General features: G+C 71.0%; 12 protein-coding genes. 8 read left to right on the top strand and 4 right to left on the bottom strand.

The features are described 5' to 3' along the window. Positions 1–41: 41 nt before the first annotated feature. Complete coding sequence (locus ABEA77_RS29595; RefSeq protein WP_345654282.1) at positions 42–716, top strand: hypothetical protein; 675 nt, start codon at positions 42–44, stop codon at positions 714–716. A 72-nt stretch (positions 717–788) separates the two neighbouring features. On the opposite strand, the gene ABEA77_RS29590 is transcribed toward ABEA77_RS29595, so the two are convergent. Both ABEA77_RS29590 and ABEA77_RS29585 read right to left on the bottom strand, forming a co-directional pair. Next, on the bottom strand, positions 789–3,101 hold the full coding sequence (locus ABEA77_RS29590) for a (Fe-S)-binding protein (RefSeq protein WP_345654279.1): 2,313 nt from the start codon (positions 3,099–3,101) through the stop codon (positions 789–791). Positions 3,102–3,217: 116 nt separating this feature from the next. After that, complete coding sequence (locus ABEA77_RS29585; RefSeq protein WP_345654276.1) at positions 3,218–3,883, bottom strand: sugar transferase; 666 nt, start codon at positions 3,881–3,883, stop codon at positions 3,218–3,220. Positions 3,884–4,176: 293 nt separating this feature from the next. On the opposite strand from ABEA77_RS29585, the gene dnaK reads away from it, so the two are divergent. The 4 genes from dnaK (at position 4,177) to ABEA77_RS29565 (ending at position 8,475) form a co-directional block, all read left to right on the top strand. Next, positions 4,177–6,036 (top strand): molecular chaperone DnaK, encoded by a 1,860-nt coding sequence (gene dnaK, locus ABEA77_RS29580; RefSeq protein WP_345654273.1) that lies wholly within the window; start codon positions 4,177–4,179, stop codon positions 6,034–6,036. After that, complete coding sequence (grpE, locus tag ABEA77_RS29575; RefSeq protein WP_345654270.1) at positions 6,033–6,725, top strand: nucleotide exchange factor GrpE; 693 nt, start codon at positions 6,033–6,035, stop codon at positions 6,723–6,725. Before dnaK ends, grpE begins: the two co-directional genes overlap by 4 nt. A gap of 90 nt (positions 6,726–6,815) precedes the next feature. Next, positions 6,816–7,997 (top strand): molecular chaperone DnaJ, encoded by a 1,182-nt coding sequence (gene dnaJ, locus ABEA77_RS29570; RefSeq protein ID WP_345654267.1) that lies wholly within the window; start codon positions 6,816–6,818, stop codon positions 7,995–7,997. A 4-nt stretch (positions 7,998–8,001) separates the two neighbouring features. Continuing rightward, on the top strand, positions 8,002–8,475 hold the full coding sequence (locus ABEA77_RS29565; RefSeq protein ID WP_345654264.1) for a heat shock protein transcriptional repressor HspR: 474 nt from the start codon (positions 8,002–8,004) through the stop codon (positions 8,473–8,475). A gap of 130 nt (positions 8,476–8,605) precedes the next feature. Here the strand turns inward: ABEA77_RS29565 and ABEA77_RS29560 are convergent, their stop codons facing one another. Then, positions 8,606–9,595, bottom strand: coding sequence for a helix-turn-helix transcriptional regulator (locus ABEA77_RS29560; protein ID WP_345654261.1), 990 nt, complete (start codon positions 9,593–9,595; stop codon positions 8,606–8,608). Positions 9,596–9,832: 237 nt separating this feature from the next. On the opposite strand from ABEA77_RS29560, the gene ABEA77_RS29555 reads away from it, so the two are divergent. Together ABEA77_RS29555 and ABEA77_RS29550 are read left to right on the top strand one after the other, a co-directional pair. Further along, complete coding sequence (locus ABEA77_RS29555) at positions 9,833–10,114, top strand: hypothetical protein (RefSeq protein WP_345654257.1); 282 nt, start codon at positions 9,833–9,835, stop codon at positions 10,112–10,114. Continuing rightward, entirely contained in the window at positions 10,111–10,431 is a 321-nt protein-coding gene (locus tag ABEA77_RS29550; RefSeq protein WP_345654254.1) for a (2Fe-2S)-binding protein, read from the top strand. Before ABEA77_RS29555 ends, ABEA77_RS29550 begins: the two co-directional genes overlap by 4 nt. A gap of 146 nt (positions 10,432–10,577) precedes the next feature. On the opposite strand, the gene ABEA77_RS29545 is transcribed toward ABEA77_RS29550, so the two are convergent. After that, entirely contained in the window at positions 10,578–10,988 is a 411-nt protein-coding gene (locus ABEA77_RS29545; RefSeq protein WP_345654252.1) for a pyridoxamine 5'-phosphate oxidase family protein, read from the bottom strand. A gap of 123 nt (positions 10,989–11,111) precedes the next feature. Between ABEA77_RS29545 and clpB the strand changes: the two genes are divergently transcribed. Beyond that, positions 11,112–13,781: an ATP-dependent chaperone ClpB gene (clpB, locus tag ABEA77_RS29540; RefSeq protein ID WP_345654249.1), complete on the top strand. Its 2,670-nt coding sequence runs from the start codon at positions 11,112–11,114 to the stop codon at positions 13,779–13,781. Positions 13,782–13,836 lie beyond the last annotated feature (55 nt).

Genomic DNA, 13,836 nt, shown 5'->3' with positions numbered 1-13,836 from the left:
TGGGTTCCTGGTGTATCCGTTCCCCGCATCCTGGAGGTCCCATGTCGTCGTCCGTACGGCCCGCCGTCGCCTCCGCGCTGGCCGCGCCGCTCCTGCTCCTGACCGCCTCCGCCGTGCCCGCCGCCGCCCTGGGCGGCACGGCCGAGGACGGTACGTACTACGTGAAGGAGGCCGCCACCGGCCGGTGCCTCGCCGGTGCGCGGCTCGCCACCTGCGGATCCGAGGGCACCGTGTGGACCGTGCGCAGCCACGGCGACGGCACTGTGCAGTTCCTCCAGGCGGGCACGGAGCGGCGCTGCCTCGCGCTGCCCGCGACGACCGCCTATCCGGCCGCCGTCCGGATGGACGCCTGCGACGCGGAGCCCGGGGCGCCGGCCTCGCCCGCCTCGCCCGCGACGCCCGTCACGCTGCCGGCGCCCGTGGGCACGCCCGCCGCGACCGCGTCGCCCGCCGCGGCGTCGAGCACCTCGGCGGCGCCGGGCGCGCCGACCGTCGCCGCCCCGTCGCAGGCGGGGGCGTCCGCGTCCCCGTCGCAGGCCGGGACGCCCGCCGCCGCCGACCCCGCGGACCGGTGGCGGATCGAGGGGTGGGTCGACGGGCCCGCGACGATCGCGCACGCGTACCCGCCCGCCGGGCGGCTCGCGGTGCAGGGCTCGGTGGTGCGGGTCAGCAACAACAGCTCGGCCATGTGGGTGCTCGAACCCGTACGGAAGTGACGCGGGCGCGCCCGCACGCATGAGGGCCCGGGGCGCGGTGTGCGCCCCGGGCCCTCACTGTCCTTCAGGGGGTTACTTCACCGGCTCGGGCTCCGGCGCGTCCGCGGCCTCGGGCGTTCCCGCCGGGTCGGCGGGGGTCTTCACCGAGTCGAGCAGCAGCTGCGCCACGTCCACGACCTGGAGGGACTCCTTCGCCTTGCCGTCGCCCTTCTTGCCGTTGACCGAGTCGGTCAGCATGACGAGGCAGAACGGGCAGGCCGTCGAGACGATGTCCGGGTCGAGCGAGAGCGCCTCGTCGACGCGCTCGTTGTTGATGCGCTTGCCGATGCGCTCCTCCATCCACATGCGCGCGCCGCCCGCGCCGCAGCAGAAGCCGCGCTCCTTGTGGCGGTGCATCTCCTCGTTGCGCAGCCCCGGCACCTTGGCGATGATCTCGCGCGGCGGCGTGTAGACCTTGTTGTGGCGGCCGAGGTAGCAGGGGTCGTGGTAGGTGATCAGGCCCTCGACCGGCGTGATGGGGGTGAGCCTGCCCTCGTCCACCAGGTGCTGGAGCAGCTGGGTGTGGTGGATGACCTCGTACTCGCCGCCCAGCTGCGGGTACTCGTTGGCGATGGTGTTGAAGCAGTGCGGGCAGGTCGCGACGATCTTCTTGGCCGACCGGGGCTTCCTCCCGGCCGCCGCGGCGTCGTCACCGTCGGCTTCGTCGGCGTCCGGCTCACCGAACGCCATGTTCAGCATCGCCACGTTCTCCTGGCCGAGCTGCTGGAACAGCGGCTCGTTGCCGAGGCGGCGGGCGGAGTCGCCGGTGCACTTCTCGTCGCCGCCCATGATCGCGAACTTGACGCCCGCGATGTGCAGCAGCTCGGCGAAGGCCTTGGTGGTCTTCTTGGCTCGGTCCTCCAGGGCGCCGGCGCAGCCGACCCAGTAGAGGTAGTCGACCTCGGTGAGGTCCTCGATGTCCTTGCCGACGACCGGGACGTCGAAGTCCACTTCCTTGGTCCACTGGAGGCGCTGCTTCTTGGCGAGGCCCCAGGGGTTGCCGCGCTTCTCCAGGTTCTTCAGCATCGTGCCCGCCTCGCTCGGGAACGCGCTCTCGATCATCACCTGGTAGCGGCGCATGTCGACGATGTGGTCGACGTGCTCGATGTCGACGGGGCACTGCTCCACGCAGGCGCCGCAGGTGGTGCAGGACCACAGCACGTCGGGGTCGATCACGCCGCCCTCTTCGAGCGTCCCGACCAGCGGCCGCTCGGCCTCGGCGAGCGCCTCGGCGGGTACCCCGGCCAGCTGCTCGGGGGTGGCCTTCTCCGCGCCCTCGGCGTCCTTGCCGCCGCCCGCGAGGAGGTAGGGCGCCTTGGCGTGCGCGTGGTCGCGCAGCGACATGATCAGCAGCTTCGGGGAGAGGGGCTTGCCGGTGTTCCAGGCGGGGCACTGCGACTGGCAGCGGCCGCACTCGGTGCAGGTGGAGAAGTCGAGGAGGCCCTTCCAGGAGAAGTGCTCGACCTGGGAGACGCCGAAGACGGTCTCCGCACCGTCCCCTTCGTCTTCGTCGAAGACGGTCTCGAAGTCGATGACCTTGCCGCCGCTGGTCATCGGCTGGAGTTCGCCGAGCGCGGTGGCGCCGTCGGCGCGCCGCTTGAACCAGATGTTCGGGAAGGCGAGGAAGCGGTGCCAGGCGACGCCCATGTCGGTCTTGAGCGCCACGGTGATCATCCAGATGAACGAGGCACCGAGCTTGATCATCGCGAACAGGTAGACGAGGTTCTGCTGGGTGCCGGTGCTCAGCCCGCGGAAGGCGGCGACCAGCGGGTACGAGAGGAGGTACGAGACGGTGTACGACTCCTCGTGGTGCAGCGAGCCCTCCAGGCCGCGCAGCGCCAGGATGCACAGGCCGATGATGAGGATGACGGCCTCGACGAAGTACGCCTGGCCGAAGTTGGAGCCCGCGAAGCGGGACTTGCGCTCGGCGCGGCCCGGCTTGGAGAGCTGCCTGATGACGATGAGCACCAGGATGCCGAGGGTGGTCAGCACGCCGATGAGGTCGACGAAGATCTCGTACGGTGCCCAGTTGCCGATGACCGGGAGGAGCCAGTCGGCACGGAACAGCTGGCCGAACGCGTTGACCAGGGTGAGGATCAGCGAGAAGAAGCCGACGGCGACGAACCAGTGGGCCACGCCGATGACGCCCCACCGGTTCATCCGGGTGTGGCCGAGGAACTCTCTCGCCACGGTCAGGGTGCGGGCGCCGGGTTCGTCGGTGCGCGTGCCCGCGGGGACGGACTGGCCGAGCCGCAGGTAGGCGACGATCTGCGCGACGGCGCGGCAGAACAGCGCCACACCGACGACGGCGAGCACCAGCGACACGATGATCGCGGCGAGTTGCATGGAGGGCTCCTCGGGCCTGCGAGGTGGGGAGGTTTCGCGGGCTTTCCGCGCGCTGTGGCCGCTCGTCACGGCCGTACTAAGCGGTAACTTAATCGGTTCCGACTGAGCGTACCCACTTATGGGGCTGCAATGTAGCGTTGCCGCCGGTGATCTGTGTCGCTCACCGTGACATGTTCGCGCACCGTACGCGAACCCGGCCGCGGGGCCTTGCGGGGGTGGCGGCGGCCCCTGGCGGGGGCGGCGCAGGAGCGGGCGAGCAGCGCCAGGTCGCCGCCGAGCCAGTGACCCTCGACGTACGCCTGGTCCAGCAGCGCCGGCTCGTCCCACGGCATCCGCGAACCGCGCCGCAGCTGCGCGGGACCCGTCAGGCCCGGCCGTACGGCGCTCCGCCAGGCGGCGCGGGCGCGCGGGTGGCCCACGGGCAGAGGCGCGGGGCCGACGAGCGACAGTCGGCCGCGCACGACCTCCGGCAGCCGGGACAACAGGTCGAGGCGGAGGTGACGGGTGTTCAGGGAGCGCAGGGTGAAGGGCCGTCCGCCCAGGCCCGTGACCTCCTGCCGGACGAGGACCCGGCCCTCGCGCAGGGCGAGCGCGGCGGCTGCGGCGGCGAGCAGGGGCGCGGCGAGCGCGAGCAGGACCGCGCCCAGGGTGGCGTCGAGGGCACGTTTGGGCTCGGGCAGGCGTTCTCCCAGGAGGAGAGCGGCGCGGGCCGGTCTCCGCGCGGGCGCGGTCCGCCGGTCGGCGGGGGCGGTCGGGGGGCCGGGGCGCCGGGTGAACCGCATGGGCGGCCGTCCGTTCTCTCGGGGCTCTCGGGTGCTGTCTGAAAAGTGATGTTCGTCCCTCTCTGTGGGATTTCTGGTATTTCCGTGCCGTCTGGGGGTTCGGGGCGGAGGCGGGGCGGCGCGCGTCTCGGTGCTCCTCGCGAGAGGGTCGTACAAGGTTTTCGCAGGTCAGATGCGCACACTTAGAGGTTGCCGCACAATAGTTGAGTCTAGTCGACTCATGTCTGTTGACTCCTCGGGATTCGTGTTGCATCCTTGAGCCTGTTCCACTCAAGTCAGCTGGAGGAATCGAAATGGCACGTGCGGTCGGCATCGACCTGGGCACGACTAACTCCGTCGTCAGCGTTCTGGAAGGCGGCGAGCCCACCGTCATCACCAACGCCGAGGGCGCCAGGACCACGCCGTCCGTCGTCGCCTTCGCCAAGAACGGCGAAGTGCTCGTCGGCGAGGTCGCGAAGCGCCAGGCGGTCACCAACGTCGACAGGACCATCCGGTCGGTCAAGCGCCACATGGGCACCGACTGGAAGATCAACCTCGACAACAAGGACTTCAACCCGCAGCAGATCTCGGCCTTCGTGCTGCAGAAGCTGAAGCGGGACGCCGAGGCCTACCTGGGCGAGAAGGTCACCGACGCGGTGATCACCGTCCCGGCGTACTTCAACGACTCCGAGCGCCAGGCGACGAAGGAGGCCGGCGAGATCGCGGGCCTCAACGTCCTGCGCATCGTGAACGAGCCGACGGCCGCCGCCCTCGCGTACGGGCTGGAGAAGGACGACCAGACCATCCTGGTCTTCGACCTCGGTGGCGGTACGTTCGACGTCTCGCTGCTGGAGATCGGCGACGGCGTCGTCGAGGTGAAGGCCACCAACGGCGACAACCACCTCGGTGGTGACGACTGGGACCAGCGCGTCGTCGACTACCTGGTCAAGCAGTTCTCCAATGCTCACGGCGTAGACCTGTCGAAGGACAAGATGGCCCTCCAGCGCCTCCGCGAGGCCGCTGAGAAGGCGAAGATCGAGCTGTCCTCCTCCTCGGAGACCACGATCAACCTGCCCTACATCACGGCGTCCGCCGAGGGCCCGCTGCACCTGGACGAGAAGCTCACGCGCGCCCAGTTCCAGCAGCTCACCTCGGACCTGCTGGAGCGCTGCAAGGTCCCGTTCCACAACGTCATCAAGGACGCGGGCATCCAGCTCAGCGAGATCGACCACGTCGTCCTCGTCGGCGGTTCGACCCGTATGCCCGCGGTCGCGGAGCTCGTCAAGGAGCTGACCGGCGGCAAGGACGCCAACAAGGGCGTCAACCCGGACGAGGTCGTCGCCATCGGCGCCGCCCTCCAGGCCGGTGTCCTCAAGGGTGAGGTCAAGGACGTCCTGCTCCTCGACGTGACCCCGCTGTCCCTCGGCATCGAGACCAAGGGCGGCATCATGACCAAGCTGATCGAGCGCAACACCACGATCCCGACGAAGCGCTCCGAGATCTTCACGACGGCCGAGGACAACCAGCCGTCCGTGCAGATCCAGGTCTACCAGGGCGAGCGCGAGATCGCGGCGTACAACAAGAAGCTCGGGATGTTCGAGCTGAGCGGCCTGCCGCCGGCCCCGCGCGGTGTCCCGCAGGTCGAGGTGTCCTTCGACATCGACGCCAACGGCATCATGCACGTGACCGCGAAGGACCTGGGCACGGGCAAGGAGCAGAAGATGACCGTCACCGGCGGCTCCTCGCTGCCGAAGGACGAGGTCGACCGGATGCGCCAGGAGGCCGAGCAGTACGCGGACGAGGACCACAAGCGCCGCGAGGCCGCCGAGACCCGCAACCAGGGCGAGCAGCTCGTCTACCAGACCGAGAAGTTCCTCAAGGACAACGAGGACAAGGTCCCCGGTGACGTGAAGACCGAGGTCGAGACCGCCGTCAGCGAGCTGAAGGAGAAGCTCAAGGGCGAGGACACGGCCGAGATCCGCACGGCCACTGAGAAGGTCGCCGCGGTCTCCCAGAAGCTGGGTCAGGCCATGTACGCGAACGCGCAGGGCGACGCCGCGGCTGCGGGCGCGGCCGGTGCCCCCGGCGCCGAGCAGGCGGCGGACGGCCAGGACGACGTGGTGGACGCCGAGATCGTCGACGACGAGCGTGACAGCAAGGGTGGTGCCGCGTGACGGAGGAGACCCCGGGCTTCGAGGAGAAGCCCGACGTCCCCTCCGGCGCCGACCCCGAGGACGCGCCGAAGGGCGCGGGGCCGGGCTCCGCGGCGGAGCCCGGCCCGGCCGCCCAGGCCGGGGACGTGGACGAAAAGGCCGCGCTGACGGCGCAGCTGGATCAGGTGCGCACCGCTCTCGGTGAGCGGACCGCGGACCTCCAGCGCCTTCAGGCGGAGTACCAGAACTACCGCAGGCGGGTGGAGCGCGACCGGGTGACCGTGCGCGAGATCGCCGTGGCGAACCTGCTCACCGAGCTGCTGCCGGTGCTCGACGACATCGGCAGGGCGCGGGAACACGACGAGCTGGTCGGCGGCTTCAAGTCGGTGGGCGAGTCGCTGGAGTCGGTCGCCGCCAAGCTGGGCCTCCAGCAGTTCGGCGAGGAGGGCGAGCCCTTCGACCCGACGATCCACGAGGCCCTGATGCACTCGTACGCGCCGGACGTCACCGAGACGACCTGCGTGGCGATCCTCCAGCCCGGGTATCGGTTCGGCGAGCGGACGATCAGGCCCGCCCGGGTCGCCGTGGCCGAGCCCCAGCCGGGGGCGCAGCCCAAGGCGTCCGAGGAGGACGCGGCGGGCGAGGGGTCCACGTCCTCGGCCGAGGACGGGAAGCCCGCGAAGGAGAACGGTGGCCCGGACGAGGGCTGACACAACGGCCGGTGCCGCCGGTGCCGCCGCCACGGCGGCGGTACCGGCAGGCGGCGGCCGGTACCCGGTTCGGGAGGAGGGACGTCGGGAGTGAGTACCAAGGACTTCGTCGAGAAGGACTACTACAAGGTCCTCGGCGTCCCCAAGGACGCGACAGAGGCCGAGATCAAGAAGGCGTACCGGAAGCTCGCGCGCGAGTTCCACCCGGACGCCAACAAGGGCGACGCGAAGGCCGAGGAGCGCTTCAAGGAGATCTCCGAGGCGAACGACATCCTCGGCGACCCGAAGCGGCGCAAGGAGTACGACGAGGCCCGCAGCCTGTTCGGGAACGGCGGCTTCCGACCGGGTCCCGGCGCGGGCGGCGGCGGCACGTTCAACTTCGACCTGGGTGACCTCTTCGGCGGCGGCGCCCAGGGCGGCGGCGGGACCCAGGGCGGCTTCGGCGGCGGCCTCGGGGACGTCTTCGGCGGGCTGTTCAACCGCGGCGGCGGCGGTACGCGCACCCAGCCACGGCGCGGCCAGGACATCGAGTCCGAGGTGACGCTGAGCTTCACCGAGGCGGTGGAGGGCGTGACCGTGCCGCTGCGGATGTCCAGCCAGGCGCCCTGCAAGGCGTGTTCCGGCACCGGCGACAAGAACGGCACCCCCCGCGTCTGCCCGACCTGCGTCGGCACCGGGCAGGTCTCGCGCGGCACCGGCGGCGGGTTCTCGCTGACCGACCCGTGCGTCGACTGCAAAGGCCGCGGGCTGATCGCCCAGGACCCCTGCGACGTGTGCAAGGGCAGCGGGCGCGCCAAGTCGTCGCGCTCCATCCAGGTCCGCATCCCCGCGGGCGTCTCCGACGGGCAGCGGATCAGGCTGCGCGGCAAGGGCACGCCGGGCGAGCGGGGTGGCCCCGCAGGCGATCTGTACGTGGTCGTCCATGTGGGCAGCCATCCGGTGTTCGGCCGCAAGGGCGACAACCTCACGGTGACCGTGCCCGTCACGTTCGCGGAGGCGGCGCTCGGCGGCGAGGTGAAGGTGCCCACCCTCGGCGGGCCGCCGGTGACGCTGAAACTGCCGCCGGGCACGCCGGCCGGGCGCACCATGCGTGCGCGCGGCAAGGGAGCCGTCCGCAAGGACGGGACCCGCGGGGACCTGCTGGTCACGGTCGAGGTGGCCGTGCCGAAGGATCTCGGGACCGACGCGCGCGACGCGCTGGAGGCGTACCGCAAGGCGACCGCGGGCGAGGATCCGAGGGCGGAGTTGTTCCAGGCAGCGAAGGGAGCATGACGTCATGGACAGGGACGGCGGCGCCAGGCGCCGCGCCCCGGCCGGTTTCGGCGGGGCGTACGAGCTGACGGAGGAGACCCCGGTCTACGTCATCTCGGTGGCGGCCCAGCTGTCCGGGCTGCACCCGCAGACGCTGCGCCAGTACGACCGCCTCGGGCTCGTCTCACCGGACCGCACGGCGGGGCGCGGCAGGCGCTACTCGGCGCGCGACATCGAGCTGCTGCGCCAGGTGCAGCAGCTGTCGCAGGACGAGGGCATCAACCTGGCCGGGATCAAGCGGATCATCGAGCTGGAGAACCAGGTCGCCGCGCTCCAGTCCCGGGTGGCCGAGCTGTCGGCCGCGCTGGACGGCGCGGCGGCCGCGATGCGGCAGCGCGAGGCGCAGGTGCACGCGTCGTACCGGCGCGATCTGGTGCCCTACGAGGACGTGCGGCAGGCGAGCGCGCTGGTCGTGTGGCGGCCGAAGCGACCGGAGTGACACGGCCGCGGTGCGGTGGTTCCGCGGGGTTTCGCGGGGATCTTGGGGCGGGGCGCCGTGGCGGGCGTCCCGCCCCGCGCCGGTTCTGCTTCCGGCGGGCGGGGGGTTGGCGGTGCGGTGTGCGCCGGTGTCAGCCCTCGTGGCCGTCGCCCAGGATGCCCGAGCGCGCGATGAGGAAGCCGAGCTGTGCCCTGCTGCCGCTGCCGAGTGCGGCGGCGAGCTTGGCGATGTGGGCGCGGCAGGTGCGGACGTTCATGCCGAGGCGCCGCGCGATGGCCTCGTCGACGAGCCCCTCGACGAGGAGCTTGGCGATGGAGCGCTGCACCTCGGTGACGCCCTCGGAGTCCGGTCCTGAGGGCAGCGGCTGGACCAGCGGGGTGGCGCGCTGCCAGAGGTGTTCGAAGACCTTGGTGAGGTAGGCGACGAGGCCGGGGTGGCGCAGTTCGAGCGCCGCGCTGTCGTCGTCCCGCGCCGGGATGAAGGCGACGACGTCGTCGCAGATGATGAGCCGCTCGATGAGCTGCTCAAGGGTTCTTATCTCCATCTTCGCGCCGGCCAGGTGGTCGATGTAGGCGAAGGTGTTCTGGCTGTAGCGCACGGTGTGCTGGTAGAGCGTGCGCATGCTGACGCCCCGGTCGATGAGGGGCTTGCTGCGGGTGATGGCCTGGCTCAGCAGGTGCTCGGGGCGGCCGCCGCCCGGCTGGACGGTGAGCACTTCCTTCTTCAGTGCGGCGGTGGCGACGTCGAGGGCGGCGTTGATGCGGTGGGAGCCTTCGAGCACGGTGATGGCGTGGATACTGGGCGGCGCCTGGGCACTGATGGCCATGAACTCGTCGAACGACTCGGTCAGGTCGACGGTGCGCTGCCTGCGCTCCTGTATCTCCCGTTCGAGGGGGTGCAGGCGCTGGGCGAGGGCTATGGAGGGCGCCACCGGACGCAGCCAGTCCGGATCGTCCGGGTCGGGGTGGAGAAGGGCGAAGTCGATCAGGCACGGAGCGCTCGCCACCTCGCGCCTGGTGATGCGGCCGGCCTGGAGGGCGGCGGCGTAGAGGCGCTTACCTTCGGCACACAGATCGGTTAGAGAGTGCCGATGCGCCCTGTCTGTACCGTTCATGCTCATTTATCCACCCCTCAGGTTGCTGAACCTGCAGGAACATGATGCCTCGGTGTTGTGGCGCGGAGATCCTGGTGTGAGCCATTGTCGTTTTTGACGGGGGAGAGATTCCATCAAGTGAGGACGAAGCTGGCGATGAAGAAGAGATTGCTTCGCTCGACGCTTGCCGCGGCGTTCGCGATCCCGTTGGCGTTCGCAACTGTCGTTGCCTCGGGCGTCGGGTCCGGGAACTCTCCGGAGACCGTGCACAGCACGTCGGTGGGGGCCGGCCCCGGCAGCCATGAGGCAGTCGCCGCCGATCTGAGTTGGCCCGCCTCGCACGCGGGCACCCCGCAGGTGCGTCCGGCCGACATCAGCTGGCCCCTCGCGCCCGCGGACATCAGCTGGCCCGCGGCCCCTCCCGCGGTCAGCCCTGCCGACATCAGCTGGCCCGCGGCGGCCCACGGCGCCACCCCGGCCGCGAGCCAGGGCGACATCAGCTGGCCCGCGGCAGCCGCGGGGCAGCAGGCGGTCCTCGGCGCATGACGACGCCCGCGGACGACAGGATTCTTCGGCGCGAGATGGCCGCGGCCTACCGGTCCGGATGGCACGTGGTCGACCTCGTGTCCGCGATTCCGCGGCGCGGGGACTCGGTGCGGGTCACCCTGCTCGGAGAGCCCGTGCTCGTCGTGCGCGAGGAGGACGACGACGTCCGCGCGTACCGTTGTCCGCGCCGCCCCCGTGGTGCTCCGCAGCGGGTCCGATGCTGCATCAGGTATGACATGATTTTTGTTAATCTTGATCAGCGGGATCACGAGTTCGTAGGACCACAACCCCATACAGCCACCCCCCGCAGTGCCTGAGCGATTCCCCCGTCGTAACAAGTCGCTCAGGCGCTTCCCCCACACAACGGCGCCATCGTGGACCTGAAACGCGATGGCGCCGTTGTGCTGCCCGGACGCGTTCGCGAGCGCGGCCCCGGGCCCCGCCGCCCGGCGTCGTACGCGCGTCAGCCGCGCCCCATCGCCCGGTCGAGGGCGATCTCGATGACCACCCGGTCCGGGTTGGGCGCGGGCGTGCGGCCGTAGCGCTCCGCGTACCGCGCGACCGCGTCGGCGACCACCTCGGGCTCGGTGCGGATCCTGGCCCGCCCCTCCAGCGTCGCCCAGCGCCCCTTCATCACCTGGCACACCGCGACCCGTGCCCCCAGGCCGTCCTCGGCGGCGGCCAGGACGTTCGCCACCTTCCTGCTGTTCCTGTTGGTGATCACCCGCGCCACCCCGGCGCCGGGGTCGTACGTGACGCCCACGGGCACCAGGTGCGGTGAACCGTCGGGGCGCCGCGTGGCGAGCGTGCAGAGGTGGTACTCGCGCCAGAACGCCAGGAACTCCGGGTCCGGGTCGCGTACGTCGATGGTCATGGCACGAGGGTACGGCCGGATCCGGGCCGTACCCGGCTCCCGTTTTCGGGTTGAGTGGAATAGACTCAACTTTGTACACGTTATGGGAGTCAGGATGGAGAGGAACAGGAGGAGAGGACGCACGTGGACGCCGAGCTGACCAACAGGAGCCGGGAAGCGATCAGTGCAGCGAGCGATCGCGCCGTGGAGGCGGGGAACCCGGATCTGACCCCCGCGCATCTCCTGCTCGCGCTGCTCGCAGGGCAGGACAACGAGAACGTCACCGACCTGCTGTCGGCCGTCGAGGCCGACATGGCGGGCGTGCGGTCGGGGGCCGAGCAGCTGCTCGCAGGACTGCCGAGCGTCGCCGGGTCCACCGTCGCGCCGCCGCAGGCCAACCGCGACCTGCTCGCCGTCATCGCCGACGCCACGCGGCGCGCCCGCGAGCTCGGCGACGAGTACGTGTCGACGGAGCACCTGCTCATCGGCATCGCCGCCAAGGGCGGCCAGGCCGGCGAGGTGCTCGCGGGGCAGGGAGCCACCGCGAAGCGGCTCGCCGACGCATTCGAGAAGGCCAGGGGAGGACGCCGGGTGACCACGCCCGACCCGGAGGGGAACTACAAGGCGCTGGAGAAGTTCGGCACGGACTTCACCGCCGCCGCGCGCGAGGGCAGGCTCGACCCGGTCATCGGCAGGGACCACGAGATCCGGCGCGTCGTGCAGGTGCTCTCGCGCCGCACCAAGAACAACCCGGTGCTCATCGGCGAGCCCGGCGTCGGCAAGACCGCCGTCGTGGAGGGGCTCGCCCAGCGCATCGACAAGGGCGACGTGCCCGAGTCGCTGAAGAACAAGCGGCTGATCTCGCTCGATCTCGGTGCGATGGTCGCGGGCGCGAAGTACCGCGGTGAGTTCGAGGAGCGCCTGAAGACCGTCCTGTCCGAGATCAAGGAGAGCGACGGCCAGATCATCACCTTCATCGACGAGCTGCACACCGTCGTCGGTGCGGGCGCGGGCGGCGACTCCGCCATGGACGCGGGCAACATGCTCAAGCCGATGCTGGCCCGCGGCGAGCTGCGCATGGTCGGCGCCACCACCCTCGACGAGTACCGCGAGCACATCGAGAAGGACGCCGCGCTGGAGCGCCGCTTCCAGCAGGTGCTGGTCGCCGAGCCGTCCGTCGAGGACAGCATCGCGATCCTGCGCGGGCTCAAGGGCCGCTACGAGGCGCACCACAAGGTGCAGATCGCGGACGCCGCGCTGGTGGCCGCCGCGACCCTCTCCGACCGCTACATCACCTCGCGCTTCCTCCCCGACAAGGCCATCGACCTGGTCGACGAGGCCGCGTCGAGGCTGCGCATGGAGATCGACTCCTCGCCCGTCGAGATCGACGAGCTCCAGCGCGTCGTGGACCGGCTCTCCATGGAGGAGCTCGCGCTGAAGAACGAGTCGGACCCCGGCTCGGTGCAGCGCCTTGAGAAGCTCCGCCGCGACCTGGAGAACCGCAAGGAGGAACTGCGCGCCCTGACCGCGCGGTGGGAGAAGGAGAAGAAGGGCCTCAACCGCGTCGGTGAGCTGAAGGAGCGCATCGACGAGCTGCACGGCCAGGCCGAGCGCGCCCAGCGCGACGGCGACTTCGACACCGCCTCCAAGCTGCTGTACGGGGAGATCCCGGCGGTCGAGCGCGAGCTCGCCGAGGCGTCGGCCGAGGAGGAGCAGGAGGCCGACGAGCGCCGCGACACGATGGTCAAGGACGAGGTGGGCCCCGACGACATCGCCGACGTGGTCGCGTCCTGGACCGGCATCCCGGCGGGCCGCCTGCTGGAGGGCGAGACGCAGAAGCTGCTGCGCATGGAGGACGAGCTCGGCAAGCGGCTGATCGGGCAGACCGAGGCCGTACGGGCCGTCTCCGACGCCGTGCGGCGCACCCGCGCGGGGATCGCGGACCCGGACCGGCCGACCGGTTCGTTCCTCTTCCTCGGTCCGACCGGCGTCGGCAAGACCGAACTGGCGCGGGCCCTCGCGGACTTCCTCTTCGACGACGAGCGCGCCATGGTCCGCATCGACATGAGCGAGTACGGCGAGAAGCACTCCGTCGCCCGGCTCGTCGGCGCGCCCCCCGGCTACGTCGGCTACGAGGAGGGCGGCCAGCTCACGGAGGCCGTGCGGCGGCGCCCGTACTCGGTGGTCCTGCTCGACGAGGTGGAGAAGGCGCACCCCGAGGTGTTCGACGTCCTGCTCCAGGTGCTCGACGACGGGCGGCTCACCGACGGCCAGGGCCGCACGGTGGACTTCCGCAACACGATCCTGGTGCTGACGTCGAACCTCGGCAGCCAGTACCTGGTGGAGACCGGCACGTCGGAGGAGGAGCGGCGCGAGCAGGTGCTCGCGGTCGTGCGGTCCTCCTTCAAGCCGGAGTTCCTGAACCGCCTTGACGACATGGTGGTCTTCTCCGCGCTGACCCGCGACGAGCTGGCGCGCATCGCGCGGCTCCAGGTGGACAGGCTCGGCAGGCGGCTCGCCGAGCGGCGGCTCACGCTCGACGTCACACCGGCCGCGCTGGAGTGGCTGGCGGTCGAGGGCAACGACCCGGCGTACGGGGCGCGTCCGCTGCGCAGGCTGGTGCAGACCGCGATCGGCGACCGGCTCGCGAAGCAGGTCCTCGCGGGCGAGGTCGTGGACGGGGACACCGTACGGGTGGACCGGTTCGGCGACGACCTGATCGTCGGCCGCGCGGACGGCGCGTCCGGCGCGGACGGCGCCGGGTCCGGGGACGAGGGGCCCGGCTCCGGGGAGCGCCCCGCGAAGACGCTCTGACCCCCCATTACCTTCTTGGTGGCCCCGCAATGGGGCGCCCGGCCTTCGGAGTTGG

Source organism: Streptomyces tremellae, assembly GCF_039540215.1.
Lineage (GTDB): Bacteria > Actinomycetota > Actinomycetes > Streptomycetales > Streptomycetaceae > Streptomyces > Streptomyces tremellae.
This window is presented reverse-complemented; position numbering and strand designations above follow the sequence as displayed.

What these genes read in the sequence shown, in the direction of transcription:
- ABEA77_RS29595 (WP_345654282.1), top strand. Translation starts at nt 42, where the DNA reads ATGTCGTCGTCCGTACGGCCCGCCGTCGCCTCCGCGCTGGCCGCGCCG.
- dnaK (WP_345654273.1), top strand. Translation starts at nt 4,177, where the DNA reads ATGGCACGTGCGGTCGGCATCGACCTGGGCACGACTAACTCCGTCGTC.
- ABEA77_RS29560 (WP_345654261.1), bottom strand. Translation starts at nt 9,595, where the DNA reads ATGAGCATGAACGGTACAGACAGGGCGCATCGGCACTCTCTAACCGAT.
- ABEA77_RS29590 (WP_345654279.1), bottom strand. Translation starts at nt 3,101, where the DNA reads ATGCAACTCGCCGCGATCATCGTGTCGCTGGTGCTCGCCGTCGTCGGT.
- ABEA77_RS29565 (WP_345654264.1), top strand. Translation starts at nt 8,002, where the DNA reads ATGGACAGGGACGGCGGCGCCAGGCGCCGCGCCCCGGCCGGTTTCGGC.
- ABEA77_RS29550 (WP_345654254.1), top strand. Translation starts at nt 10,111, where the DNA reads ATGACGACGCCCGCGGACGACAGGATTCTTCGGCGCGAGATGGCCGCG.
- ABEA77_RS29545 (WP_345654252.1), bottom strand. Translation starts at nt 10,988, where the DNA reads ATGACCATCGACGTACGCGACCCGGACCCGGAGTTCCTGGCGTTCTGG.
- ABEA77_RS29585 (WP_345654276.1), bottom strand. Translation starts at nt 3,883, where the DNA reads ATGCGGTTCACCCGGCGCCCCGGCCCCCCGACCGCCCCCGCCGACCGG.